Consider the following 13,374-nt stretch of genomic DNA (forward strand, 5'->3'; position numbering starts at 1 on the left):
ATGAAAAGCGCTATTCAAAATACTATACTGGAAACCTACAGTAAACTTGGCGACCTGATTTCCTCTTTTTCAAAAGAAGAAATCAATATTGTTCCATTTGAAGGAAGCTGGACAGCTGGACAAACCGCCCAGCATATTATTCTAGCCAGCTCGGGCCTAACGATGCTGTTTGCAGGAAAAACAGAAAAAACAACCAGAAAACCTGATGAAAATACAAAAGCGCTAGATTCCATTTTTTTAGACTACAACACTAAATACCAATCACCCGAAGATATAAAACCTCCTGCTATTGATTATGAAAAGGGGACTCTGCTGGCCTCTGTCAAAAAAATACAAAATGATTTATTTGAAGCCGCAGAAACTTACGATTTAACGCTGACGTGCATGGATGCTAAAGTCCCTGGATTTGATCATTTTACGATTTACGAATGGCTTCATTTTGCCATTGTGCATACGCAGAGGCATACTCACCAATTAAAATCGATTTACGAACATATCAAAAAACAATAGATCAGTTAACTCTAAATAATTTTTATGAGATCAAAAGTAAGGACCATTGTTTCGTCTGGTTTAGTTGCGGGAACATTAGATATTACTGCCGCTATTTTGATTTATGCAGTAATATTACATAAAACAACGGCCGAAAAGATTTTACAGTCCATAGCTAGCGGCATTTTTAAAAAAGAAGCTTACACGGCTGGAACAGAAATGACTTTTGTGGGTTTGGGACTTCATTTCTTAATTGCTTTTATTTTTGCTTGGTTTTATTTTAAGATTTTTCCCTACATCCCATTTTTTAAAATAAATACTTTGCTCTCAGGAATCTCTTATGGTTTCTTTATCTGGATTGTAATGAATTTGGCTGTTCTGCCCATTGTATTTCCGGTTCTGCCAGAGAAGAATTTAGATTTAGCGCTTTTGCTTTCTATTCTTATTGTGATATGCTGTGTCGGAATTCCGATAGCTTTTATAACTCGGAAATATTATGCGAAATGGTATTGAGATTCTGTTTCAAAGGTGCAGAGGCTCAAAGGTGCAAAGCTACAAAGGCTCTGTAGATAAAGACCCAAAGGATTAAAGTTGCAAAGATTAAAAACTTTGAACCTTTGCAACTTTAAACCTTTGAACCTTAAAAAAAACTAAACTTTTCGTCTTCCTGTAATTAAAGAGATAATAAACAGGACTAGAAAGATGAAGAATAAAATTTTTGCAATGCTAGCGGCTCCGGCAGCGATACCGCCAAAACCAAAAATTCCGGCTATGATGGCCAAAATGATAAATATAACTGTCCAACGTAACATAATATTTGATTTTTAAGTTCTTATTAAGACTGTTTTACAAGCCTTTTATATCTATCTTCAAAGTTCTTTTATTCCTACAAATCCTATTAACTCTATGCGCTTTATTATTATCGCAATAAATTAAAACAACACTAGGCTACAAGCCACTTTCACTATTATTTGCAAGCCTTACAGAATTACCATGTTGATGCTTTTGAGTTAATTTTTTGATCGATTGGATTAATTACCGCTTCGATCTCAAAGTAATTTTAGATAAAATTTTATACGGGTAATGAAAGAGGCTAAAAAACATGGTGTCATTTTAGAAAAAACAGATCGAACTTTTGAAGAATTAGGTGTTTTAAATCCAGCCATTTATCAAGACGGAAATACTGTCCATATGTTTTACAGAGCGGCCAAAAAAGGAAATTTTTCTACCATTGGGTACTGCCGTTTTGAAGGCCCAACCACTTTGGTTGAAAGAAATACACAGCCCATTTTTGTTCCCGATTATATTTATGAAATTCATGGTGTAGAAGATCCGAGAATTACTAAAATAGACGACCGATTTTATATGACGTATGTCACTTATGACGGAATTAACGCCTGTGGAGCTTTGGCTGTATCAAAAGATTTAAACGTTTTTAAAAAGAAAGGAATTATAACGCCAAAATTTATTCTTAATGAGTTTACAAACCTCATTAGAAAACATTTACAAAATCCGAGCATTGCAAAGATTCTGGCTTTTAATACTGAAAGAAATTACCCGCTGACAGAAACAATTAAGGAGAATCTGTTTGTTTGGGACAAAAATGTGGTTCTTTTTCCGAAGAAATTTAATGGAAAGTTTGTTGCTCTGCACCGCTTATTTCCATCCATTCAGATTTTTTCGTTTGAAAAGAAATCAGAACTTACAGAAGATTTTTGGAAAGATTATCTGAAAAATCTTCCCGACCATATTGTAATGGAACCAAAATATGATCACGAAACCAGTCATATTGGTCCAGGAGCCCCGCCAATAGAAACAGCAGATGGCTGGCTCTTAATTTATCATGCTGCTGAAAGAAGAGAGAAAGGCTTGGTTTATCATGCTGCCGCCGTTTTACTGGATTTAGAAAATCCGTCCAAAATTATTGCGAGACTGCCTAAACCCATTATTACTCCTTCTGAATATTACGAAAGACATGGTTATGTCAATTACGTGGTTTTCCCGACAGGAACTGCCATTTTTGATGACCAACTATATATTTATTATGGCGCTGCCGATGATAAGATTGCGGTGGCATCTCTGAACCTTAACGAGTTATTAACCGAACTTAAAATGAATCCTCATGAAAACAATATCAAATAAATCAAAAATCGTTTTTTTATCCACTTTTCCGCCTACGCAATGCGGCATAGCAACCTATACTCAAGATACCATCAAAGGAATCACAGATGTTTACGGTAAATCTATCAAATGCGAAATATGTGAACTTGTTGATAAACCCAAAGACCAACCAACACAGGCATTTACCTTAAATACCAAAAACCGAGAAGAGTACGCTAAAGTAGCCGAGGAAATTAATCAGGATGAAACTGTGAAATTAGTTCATATCCAACATGAATTTGGTTTGTTTTCAGGAAATTACGGCGATCATCTTTTAGATTTTCTAAATGTCATTAAAGCGCCTGTTACTTTTACTTTTCACAGTGTAATTCCGAATCCGAATGACGAATTGAGAACATTTGTTCGATTACTTTTGAGCTACAGCAATTCGGTTTTTGTCATGACTAATAAATCGAAAGAAATTCTAATTAACGACTACGACATCAATGAAGAAATAATTACTTGCGTACCTCATGGAACTCATATTGTGATATACGAAACTCCGCAACAGGCCAAAGAAAAATTAAACATTGAAGATCGATTGGTGCTTTCTACTTTCGGCCTTTTGGGAGAAGGAAAAAATATAGAAACGGGCTTGCAGGCTTTACCAAAAATAATCGAAAAAGCGCCCAATGCTTTGTATCTGATTATCGGAAAAACACACCCGAATTTAATTAAAGACGGAGTTGATGCCTATCGCGATAAATTGGAAGGTTTGGTTAAAGAATTAAATCTTCAAGACAATGTTCGCTTCATCAATACATATTTGGATACCGATGAACTTCTAGAATATCTGAAAGCAACAGACATCTATATGTTTACATCCAAAGACCCGAATCAGGCTGTGAGTGGCACTTTCGCGTATGCGATGAGCTGTGCTTGCCCAATAGTGGCATCTAAAATTCCGCATACCAAAGAAGTTTTAACAGCAGATTCTGGAATTCTGTGCGATATTGGAGATTCGGATCAATTTGCAGCAGCGGCCATCAAACTGATCGAGGATGAAAATTTAAGACACGAAATGGGAATCAATTCATTTACAAAAATGAGAGCTTCATCTTGGGAAAATGTCGGCATTACTCAAATGAATACGTATAAAAACCTAATTAAAAATCCGTCAGAAATTAAATACAGCTACCCTCCTATCCAGTTAAAACATATCAAAAAACTGACTACCGAATTAGGAATTATCCAGTTCAGTAAAATTTCTATACCAGATTTAGATTCAGGATACACTCTAGACGATAATGCGAGAGCTTTAATTGCGTTCTGTATGCATTACAAACTGACTCAGGACAAAGATGATCTGGCGTATATTTTAATCTATTTAGATTTTATCCAGCGCTGCCAAAAACCAAAAGGAGATTTTATCAATTACGTCGATCAGGAAAATCGCGAACATATTGAGCAAAATGCCGAAGTAAATCTTGAAGATTCAAATGCTAGAGCCATTTGGGCATTGGGAACTGTTGTTTCTATGTCTGATATTCTTCCAGAAGCAATTACCAAAAAAGCGACAAGATGCTTATTGAACACCTTAAAATGGGCAGAAAATATTCAGTCGCCCCGTTCAATTGGTTTTGCTACAAAAGGCTTGTACTTGTATCATTCGACAATTCCGAATCTATACGTTGCGGCAATCATCAATAAGCTCAATGCAAAACTACTGGCAAATTACGAAGATACTGCAACTGAAGACTGGCAATGGTTTGAAAATTATCTGACTTACGGAAACAGCATTTTGCCAGAATCAATGCTCTATGCTTATTTAATTACCAACAAACCTGTCTACAAAAAAGTAGCGCTAGACTCATTGGATTTCTTGATTTCTAAAACATTTATAAATGGAACATTCAAAGCCATTTCGAACCAAAGCTGGCATCACAAAGGTTCTGAACCAAGCCACTATGGCGAACAGCCAATAGATGTTACCTACACGATTCAGACTTTAAATGCTTTTTATAATGCTTTTAAAACTCCAGAATACAAAAAGAAAATGAAGGCTGCTTTTAACTGGTTTTTAGGCAAAAATCATTTAAATCAGATTATGTACAACCCGGTAAGCGGCGGCGGTTATGACGGACTAGAAAAACATAATGTAAACCTAAATCAAGGCGCAGAATCGACTGTCTGTTATCTTACTGCAAGACTATTAATGGAGAAATTGGCTATGTCACAATCACGCGTAATTCCTTTAATGAAATCACGAAGCGGCATTGCCATAAATTTATAAAAAAAGAAATTGAAGCTAACCAAATACTTCACTTTTTTAAACCCGAAAAAGGGGCTGCTCAAAAGAACAGCTCCTTTTTTGTATGCTTCGGAGAAACTAAATATCTATAGTTTAAACATTCACAATATAAAGCTAGATCTTTAAAAAAATATGTCGCTCCTCTGGAGCTTTTTTACACTGAGCTTATTCAAATTCTATAAATATTTTACCCCGAAGGGGTATTTACAGACCATCTGTTTTATAAATATCCCGTAAAATCATCTTCCATCTTTTTGCTATTTGAATTATTGCAGCACACAAAAAACAAACAGCTTGCAGCGATCAATAAATAATTTCTCATGCAACTAATTCTTCCACATTCTAACAACCGTTTTCTCCAGAGGAATTTCATCTCCTTCGCACCTTACTGCAAACGTTGTCGTTTTATACATAAAGGCGACTTTGGCTTCTATTTCAATCTTTTTGCCGGGATGCGCGGCGGCAAGTTTTTTAAAGGCTTTTAGCACTTCTTCTCCATCAAATTCTGCTTCTGCATTATACTGGCTAAACCAAAACCTGCAATACGATGGCAGCGGTTTGGTCTGATAGGCATTTAAATCCTCAACACTCATGATTTCTTTCTCTCCGTTTACATATTCTGTCTCCCTGTCCGAACTTTCTTTATCTGCTTTGTAAAAATGAATATTGAAACGGTAATTGTATCTGGTTCTAAACTCTTTCCATAGCTTTACAGGAACTCCGTTCCTTTTGATATAAGCTTGGGTTTCTTTAGATATAGAAGCATCATAGTAGTAATCATAAAATTCCTGTTGAGTAAGTTCGCGAGGATTTCTATAAAACTCATTTGCGCTTACATCAGTTTCCACTGCTTGATAATGTGCTATTTCTACCTTTTTATTCAAACCTGAAAGCCATAAAACAACTGTGCCTCCCGGTGCCAGTCCTACTGTGATTTTTTTGTATGTAATATGCGATAGTTTACCATTTTTTGCTTTGCGCATATAACCTTCTTCAAACAATTGCCTGATTTTATCCTGAGTAGTTTTGTCTATCGAAGTTTCGATCTTCCAAAATTTCTTTTCGGCATAGCTTATCCAAGTAAGAGATAAAAGTGTCGGGATTTCATTACCTCCCGATAACGCATCTCCGTCATAAACCCAACCATCTTCGGTAAGACCTGTACTTATAAATGCTGCCATCATTTTTTTGTCATTGCCCAAATATCCCCTATGTATCTCTATAGGATAATTAAATGGTGCTGTAACTGTAACTGCCCAACTAAAATTTTCTTTGCCTTCCATCTTTTTGCTATTTGAATTATTGCACGATAAAAGCATTATTGCCATTATTATACTTACTATTTGGTGTACTGCTTTCATTTCTTATCCGTTTATCTTTCTTTTTCGTTTGCCCCCTTCAAAATTGGGTTTATTGGCTTGCACTAAAGTATTTATGACTCCTTCTCCGTAAACCGCGTTCCAATGCAGGTACTCATGACGCAGTTTTTTTAATAGGGCATTATGGCTGTCTTCTTCTTTTTTCCTTCTTTCCTCTTCTTTCGCAACAGCTGTATGGTCATCGGCGCTATACACTATCGTGCGCATAGGGATGGCTTCATAAACAAAAGGACTGCCATCATGAAAAGCATATTCTTCCAATCGCGTTTTTACATTTTGTAAAAAAGAAATGTTAGAAAATTTTGTATTCTTAAAAGCATAGCCATCCGTTATTCCTTTTAAATAGATTGGAAGTTCTTTATCCAAACAAAATTTAACCATCAGATGCAGGGGTATGTAGCTGTACTGATTGCTTATGGCTTCTCTATTTGAAGACAGCACCCAAGCTGGGCCATTTATGACTGTTCGCTGTAAATTGTCTCCATGAATGGTCAATTCTTTTGGTTTAAACCATCCTTCAGTAATAAGGCGTTCTTTTTCTTTTTCAAGTTCATCACCAAACATTAAATTCGAAACCAGCAATCGTCCATTGACTTCTTTTCTGCCTTCTACGTAACTGCCTCCCACATCGCAATGCACTCCCGGCAGGTAAAGTTCGATCCCGCGATCGGTTTTTCCTCCTCCTTTTTTTCCTGTTATACACGAAATGTCTACCAAGTCAAAATTGGCTCGATGCTCATCTGCCGCTACCATGTGCACCGTATATTTGGCTTTGCTGATTGAGTTAAGGCCTAAATCCTTAACATCGTTCCATTGCACAAAGCCATGATGTGGCACGGTATCATACAAGCCTGCAAAGCGAATGATTAAGCGGTCAAAAGTAATTGGGTTCTCTATTTCTGTTAAATGGTATCCTAACCTTCCGTTACTTGGCAATTTTTTATCGCTGTATTTGCTGCTTACTTCATGACCGTTTGCATCTTCATAATAGGTCTCCCTTCTATAATTCTTAGCTGTTGCCATATAAGCTTGTCTGGTAATCTCGTGAACAAAACAGCGGACTGATGCCGCGCCCCGGCTAAAACCAAAAACATCGACTGTTATTGTCCCCACTTCAGTTTCGCCACTTTCAATAATTTTATCAGCCATCAATTTTACAGCTCTTTCCACGCGATGTATAATCCCTGCTTTCCCTTGCCCAAAACCGGGCCCTTGCATTAAATCGTCTTGTTTATAATTTTCTAGAGGCAAAATTCCCGTTTCAGCTTTTTCCTCATCATCATTTAAAGTATTGGTTCCCATCCCTTCAGTATAGATTTTATATACTGGATGTAATTTATTTTTATTGTTTTTTAGATAATTTTTATAAATAATTGCAGGATTGCTTAAGTCGTTTTCAAAACTATTATCGTCTGAATATTTATACTTGCTATCTTTTTCTTTTCCTATTTGTTTCTGGCTAGATGCTGCTACTTTTAAATGTTCTTCGGGATTTTCTACTAGTATTTGCTGTTCTTCATGGGAAAGGTTAGAATGTTTTTTCTTAATTTGATCTTCTTCCCAAGATTGCCTTGCAATTGTATTGTACATATTGTTTAACGTCCCATCGATAAAAACCCCAAACGTAAAATCGATTTTCTTTTTTTCTTCTGGCGCACCGTTTTTACCTGGTTCGCCTACTACTAAAGGACTATTGCCTTTTAGCTCACCTTTTTGTAGCACTCCATTTTTAGAAACTTTAAGCACGCAATCGTCCAAATCTTTTTTCTGGTCTTGTATTTTAGAATGGAACACTATTGGGTTAATAGCTAATTTTTCGCCACTGTCTAGAAATCCTGCGCCTTGAAACTGCCAAGCGTGTTCGATAAAAACAGGAAAGACACATTTTTGCACATTCGAAACAGAAAATTGCCCTTTTTCTTTTTCGGTCACTATTCCGTTAGTAATAGCCCCAGCAGGCGGTTTAGTCGCATTATTGTATTGATGTATTTTTACAGTACGGGTAAATCTAGTTAAGGGTTTTGCTTCTAGTCTCTGTATAGGGTCTCCATCTTCATCGCTTGGTGTAGGCGTTAAATCGGCATTTGCAAATTTTGTGTCACGCAATTGTATTTCTATATTCTGTCCGTACAAAGCCTCTGTATAAATATGCAGGAAAACGGTAGAACCAAAAGCAATTTCTTCGGTAATAAGCTGTCCTGTATAATCGCGCCATTCTGCCGCAATAACTTTAGGCGTTCCTACTGCGCTCACAAATATTCCGTGAGGCAATTTTCCTGTTGCGGGGTCATTTTTTGTAAAAACTTCTAACCATGTAAGACCGCCGCCTTCCAATAATTTGGGAAACTTTATCTGTTTGCATAAATCATCTGGAAGCCCTTTTGAAAATGAATTGTTATGTACAATTTTTCTTCCTGCCATTCCTTTCCCAACAATTTCCCAGCACCAGCTTAGATCATTTAGCTCTTCTTGAAGTTTTTTATTAAAGGCTTCTTTTTCTTTATTATATTTTGCCTCATCCTTATCTCTTTGCTTATGTGCCTCAAAAATCCAATATCTGGTGTCGTAATCTTTTATTTTCCAAACCTCTTCCTGAGTTCTCCTGTTAAATGGAGGCAATTTTTTAGGTGCGTTTTTGTGCAGTGCATCGGTTTTAGTAATTTCGACCGTAAATGTGCCTGCATTGGCAAGTACTAAATGTCCTTTCTCAGCATTCCATTTTTGCCCTTTTGCAAGCGGTTTTTTAGGCACAATATGTAATGTCTTACTCATTTTATCTGTTGTTAATTAGTAGGCTCTCCTCCTCTAAATCGCTAAAATTTACTCCAGGCAGAATTTCAGCCAATATTTGAGGCGAACTATTTTTGATGTTTTTCTCTGTCAGTTCTACTGTTTGCCCGTGATTTTTAATCGATATACAGTCTGGAGCACCTTTAGGGCAAGTTGCTTTACTATCTTCCAGCAATGGTTTTCCGTTGTTTGAATAGGTTACTTTTTCATAAATGCCAGACCATTTGGCAACATCAATTATACAAGGCAAATAATCATTCCCCGAAGGCTGTTTCTTGCATTTGCCAAAAGTATTTTTCTTCATGGTGCAGCCAATTTCTTTGTCAGTGCCAATAAGTTTATCTTTTCCTTCGCTGTCATTGGCATAATGTTTCAAATGTGTTTTTACGAGCAGAATATCGGTTTTTGGTTCAACACTAAATTTACATTCACAAACTGCTCCCTGAACTACATAATGTTTCTCGCTCATAATTTTATATTTTAAGTTTTGACTTATTTTTTCTTTTTAAAAATCGATTTTATCCAATCCCAAAAACTAAGGTTTGCCTTTACATTATCTACTACTTCAACAAAAAGTTCAATTCTTTCCTGCGGAGGTTTTACCACTTTGGGCTGCGGAGCATTTGGCACTTGCCATTTGGGTTTAGAAACATCTATTATATCGTCGTCTTCTGCCGTCTGCCAAGACTGGAACATCTGCTGAAATGCTTTCTTTTTTTCGTCGCTCTCAGGTCTGTATGATGAACTTTCTGTTAAATGATAAATTTCAATCTCAATTCTTTGATTCGTTTTTTCATCAATTTTCGTTTCAAAAGCTCCCGTAACTGATGAAATGCTTCGATCTTCTTTGTACAATTTGTAGTCTACATTCAGCTTAGATTCGACAAAGTCAGCTTCGGATTCCGAAAATTTTGATTTTGAAAAGCTATAGCCAGATAAAATTTCATCTATAGTTCTTTCGTCAATAGAAATTCCGTCAGCGTTTACGCTTATTTTATCATCATCCGTATAGTTTTCCTTTACACTCTGCACAACGCCATATTCTATAGATTGATTTCCAAAAATTGGCGATTTCCAAATGTGCTTAACGCTGCGTTTTTCTGAATAATTGATATAAAGAGGTTTGAAGAAAAGATGAAAAAACCAGTTTTGAGCAATTGACTCCTCCAAAAGACTGTCATTCAAAAATAATCGGTCAATTTTAGAAATTATTTTTTCTGCTACTTCCCCTATATAATATTCTAAGAGCTTTTTACGGTTAACAGACCATCTCTTTCTAATCTCATCCAGATTAAGAATTTTATCAATTTGACCATCTCGCTTTAGTTTTACGCAAACTGGAAAAAGAGCATTTGAAGCAGTATTTGCAATTTTCTCTATTTGCGAATAGTTTATTTGATTGTTTATATAGATTTCCCTTCTATCTATTTCTAATATGTGATAGCCTCCCAAATCCTTAAAAACTATTTCTAGCTCATAAAACAACTGGGTTTTTAAGATATTGTTCTCAAAATTTTCGTATGCATACCCATAAACCCTTTCTTGACTATCTGCACCAAAATCTAAACTAAAATTAGATTCAAATTTTACTTTTCTTTCACTCATACTTATGCGATCTAAAAAACACAATCCTTTTAAAGTAAGATTATTATTACCTTTTTTGCTAATATACAGAATTGACATTTACATTTAATATAAAATTCTTACAAAATATAAACATTAACATTTAAATCAAGTTTCGCGCGCCCAACGCCAATTCGTTTTTAATTATTGTGGGTTTATGAAAATTATATAAGGCTCTAAAAAAGTTTTGTAATATATTTTAACAAGTATTGGGCTAACTTTCATATATCATTTAATGAGTTGATAAAAACTGTTAAATAATTGATTTTCAAATTACATAATTCACATTAAAACAAAAACATTTTGATTCTCGATATTAAAAATACATTCGCCGAAATTGGAGAAACAACCATATTCGCCAAAAGGTTTTTTAAGGAGGTTTTTATTCCTCCTTATGAAACCAGAGAATTTCTGAAACAATGTTATGTTATAGGCTACAAATCTCTGCCTTTGGTTGCCATTACAGGTTTCATTATGGGATTGGTGCTTACGCTCCAATCGCGCCCGACATTGGTACAGTTTGGCGCAGAATCTTGGTTGCCAGGAATGGTGGCGCTTTCGCTAATAAGAGAAATTGCTCCCGTAATTACTGCTTTAATCTGTGCCGGGAAAATTTCGTCAGGAATTGGAGCCGAATTAGGATCTATGAAAGTTACCGAACAGATTGACGCCATGGAAGTTTCGGCTGTAAACCCTTATAATTATTTGGTCGTGACAAGAGTTTTGGCCTGCACGCTTATGGTTCCAATTTTAGTCTTTTTTGCCGATGCTATCGGAATTATTGGCGGTTATGTGGGTATAAATATTCACGGAGATGTCAATTTTTACAGGTTTTTAACTCAAATCATCCAATCCTTAGAATACTTAGACCTGCTTCCAGCAACGCTAAAAACCTTCTTTTTTGGCTTTTTTATCGGAATGATTGGCTGTTATAAAGGTTTTAATGCTTCTAACGGAACAGAAAGTGTTGGTCAAGCTGCCAATTCTGCTGTTGTGACCGCTTCTTTAAGCATTTTTATTATTGATATGGTTGCTGTTCAAATAACCGATTTATTCTTTTAAGATGATGAAGGAAAAAGTACATAAAGAACCTCAGACAAAAGAAAAAGATCAGACTCCAATTATTGAGATTAAAGATCTGCATAAAACTTTTGGAAAAGATAATGCCGTTTTAAAGGGCGTAAATCTGACTTTGAATAAAGGCGAAGATTTAGTGGTTTTAGGCCGATCAGGATCTGGAAAATCGGTAACCATAAAATGTATCGTTGGATTGATTGAACCTGATAAAGGCGAAATTAAAGTTTTTGATGAAAATGTTCTTAACATATCAAAAAAACAGCTGAATGAAATTAGAGTCCGAATCGGATTTTTGTTCCAAAGCGGGGCACTTTACGATTCGATGTCCGTAAGAGAAAATCTCGCTTTTACCCTGACCAAACACAAACGCGATTTAAGCGCTGAGGAAGTCGAAAATGAAGTAATGGAGGCGCTGGAAAATGTTGGTCTGGCAGAAGCGGTTGACAAAATGCCTTCTGAACTATCTGGGGGTATGAAAAAGAGAATTGGTCTCGCACGCACGCTAATCTTAAAACCCGAGATTATTTTGTACGACGAACCCACAACGGGATTGGACACGATCACTTCAAGAGAAATCAGCGAACTGATTTTGGACATTAAACACAAACAAAAAACCTCATCGATCATTATTACCCACGATATGGCCTGCGCAAAATTGACGGCTGACCGAATTGTGGTTTTAAAAGATGGCGTGATTCACGCCGAAGGAACCTACGAAGAATTAGAAAAAGACGAAGACGAATGGGTACGCTCATTTTTTGAATAAAGCAAAATAAATATTAGAAATCATGGAAAAGCAATCGGGATATACTTGGAAATTAGGAATGTTTGTAACGATAGGTTTACTCCTTTTTATAATGGCCGTATATTTTATAGGAAAACAGCAAAACCTTTTTGGATCTACCTTTCATATCACCTCCCAATTTAAAACTGTTAGCGGTTTGGAAGTCGGAAACAATGTTCGCTTCTCTGGAATTAATGTTGGGACTGTAGAGCAAATTCAGCTAAAAAATGATTCAACCGTTATGGTTGTTTTAGTCATGAAAGAAGATGTTCGAAAATTTATTAAAACTGATGCTACCGCCAGCATTGGATCGGATGGTTTAATGGGTGACAAAGTTTTGACAATTTCGCCAGGCGCTAAATCTAAAAAAGTGATTGAAGACAACGGACAGATTGCTTCTGTTGACGGAATAGAAATGCACGACATTATGAAAAGCGTGAAGAAAAGCGTTGATAATATAGGTGTGATTTCAGACGAAATAGCCATTTTTAGCCATAGCATGAACAACGGAAATGGTGCTTTAGCAAGATTAGTTAAAGACGATAAAATGGCTAATAGCGTTTCGAATACCTTATCCAATCTAGAAACAGGCACAAAAGGCTTCAGCGAAAACATGGAAGCGGCTAAAAGCAATTTCTTATTCAGAGGTTATTTCAAGAAAAAAGAGAAGGAGAAAAAGGAAAAGGAAGAGGAAAGACTGGAGAAGCAGGAAGAAGCGAAAAAAGAGAAACAAGAAGCAAGAAAAGAGAAGCAAGAGAAGCAAGAGGAACAGCAAAAACAGGAAGAGGCTAAAAAGGCAGAAAACGAGAAAAAGTAACGCA

The 13,374-nt window shown here is 36.1% G+C and carries 12 protein-coding genes; 7 read left to right on the plus strand and 5 right to left on the minus strand.

Going from position 1 to position 13,374, the window contains the following annotated elements:
• Together N4T20_RS17755 and N4T20_RS17760 are read left to right on the plus strand one after the other, a co-directional pair.
• The gene (locus tag N4T20_RS17755; protein WP_260670458.1) at positions 1 to 510 is read left to right on the plus strand and encodes a DinB family protein; all 510 of its coding nucleotides are present in this window, start codon (positions 1 to 3) and stop codon (positions 508 to 510) included.
• Between the two features lie 24 nt (positions 511 to 534).
• Positions 535 to 1,002, plus strand: a complete 468-nt coding sequence (locus tag N4T20_RS17760) for a DUF1440 domain-containing protein (protein WP_260670459.1) — start codon at positions 535 to 537, stop codon at positions 1,000 to 1,002.
• Between the two features lie 137 nt (positions 1,003 to 1,139).
• On the opposite strand, the gene N4T20_RS17765 is transcribed toward N4T20_RS17760, so the two are convergent.
• Entirely contained in the window at positions 1,140 to 1,301 is a 162-nt protein-coding gene (locus N4T20_RS17765; protein WP_129747735.1) for a DUF1328 family protein, read from the minus strand.
• Between the two features lie 271 nt (positions 1,302 to 1,572).
• Here N4T20_RS17765 and N4T20_RS17770 point away from each other — a divergent pair, with 271 nt between their 5' ends.
• Positions 1,573 to 2,631 (plus strand): pesticidal protein Cry7Aa, encoded by a 1,059-nt coding sequence (locus N4T20_RS17770; RefSeq protein WP_260670460.1) that lies wholly within the window; start codon positions 1,573 to 1,575, stop codon positions 2,629 to 2,631.
• The gene (locus tag N4T20_RS17775) at positions 2,612 to 4,882 is read left to right on the plus strand and encodes a glycosyltransferase (RefSeq protein WP_260670461.1); all 2,271 of its coding nucleotides are present in this window, start codon (positions 2,612 to 2,614) and stop codon (positions 4,880 to 4,882) included. Before N4T20_RS17770 ends, N4T20_RS17775 begins: the two co-directional genes overlap by 20 nt.
• A gap of 344 nt (positions 4,883 to 5,226) precedes the next feature.
• On the opposite strand, the gene N4T20_RS17780 is transcribed toward N4T20_RS17775, so the two are convergent.
• Genes N4T20_RS17780 through N4T20_RS17795 form a run of 4 tightly spaced genes read right to left on the minus strand, consistent with a single transcriptional unit; the run spans position 5,227 to position 10,674 of the window.
• Positions 5,227 to 6,261, minus strand: a complete 1,035-nt coding sequence (locus N4T20_RS17780) for a DUF2931 family protein (RefSeq protein WP_260670462.1) — start codon at positions 6,259 to 6,261, stop codon at positions 5,227 to 5,229.
• A 3-nt stretch (positions 6,262 to 6,264) separates the two neighbouring features.
• Entirely contained in the window at positions 6,265 to 9,051 is a 2,787-nt protein-coding gene (locus N4T20_RS17785) for a T6SS phospholipase effector Tle1-like catalytic domain-containing protein (protein WP_260670463.1), read from the minus strand.
• A 1-nt stretch (position 9,052) separates the two neighbouring features.
• Positions 9,053 to 9,538: a DUF4280 domain-containing protein gene (locus N4T20_RS17790; RefSeq protein WP_260670464.1), complete on the minus strand. Its 486-nt coding sequence runs from the start codon at positions 9,536 to 9,538 to the stop codon at positions 9,053 to 9,055.
• A gap of 23 nt (positions 9,539 to 9,561) precedes the next feature.
• Complete coding sequence (locus tag N4T20_RS17795; protein WP_260670465.1) at positions 9,562 to 10,674, minus strand: hypothetical protein; 1,113 nt, start codon at positions 10,672 to 10,674, stop codon at positions 9,562 to 9,564.
• Between the two features lie 321 nt (positions 10,675 to 10,995).
• Between N4T20_RS17795 and N4T20_RS17800 the strand changes: the two genes are divergently transcribed.
• From N4T20_RS17800 to N4T20_RS17810, 3 genes are read left to right on the plus strand one after another with little or no spacing between them, the layout of a single operon-like run.
• Entirely contained in the window at positions 10,996 to 11,754 is a 759-nt protein-coding gene (locus tag N4T20_RS17800) for an MlaE family ABC transporter permease (protein WP_260670466.1), read from the plus strand.
• Positions 11,755 to 11,758: 4 nt separating this feature from the next.
• The gene (locus N4T20_RS17805) at positions 11,759 to 12,535 is read left to right on the plus strand and encodes an ABC transporter ATP-binding protein (RefSeq protein WP_409559636.1); all 777 of its coding nucleotides are present in this window, start codon (positions 11,759 to 11,761) and stop codon (positions 12,533 to 12,535) included.
• 22 nt (positions 12,536 to 12,557) lie between these two features.
• Complete coding sequence (locus N4T20_RS17810; protein ID WP_260670468.1) at positions 12,558 to 13,370, plus strand: MlaD family protein; 813 nt, start codon at positions 12,558 to 12,560, stop codon at positions 13,368 to 13,370.
• Positions 13,371 to 13,374 lie beyond the last annotated feature (4 nt).

Origin of the sequence: Flavobacterium sp. TR2, assembly GCF_025252405.1 — a bacterium.
Taxonomy (GTDB): domain Bacteria; phylum Bacteroidota; class Bacteroidia; order Flavobacteriales; family Flavobacteriaceae; genus Flavobacterium.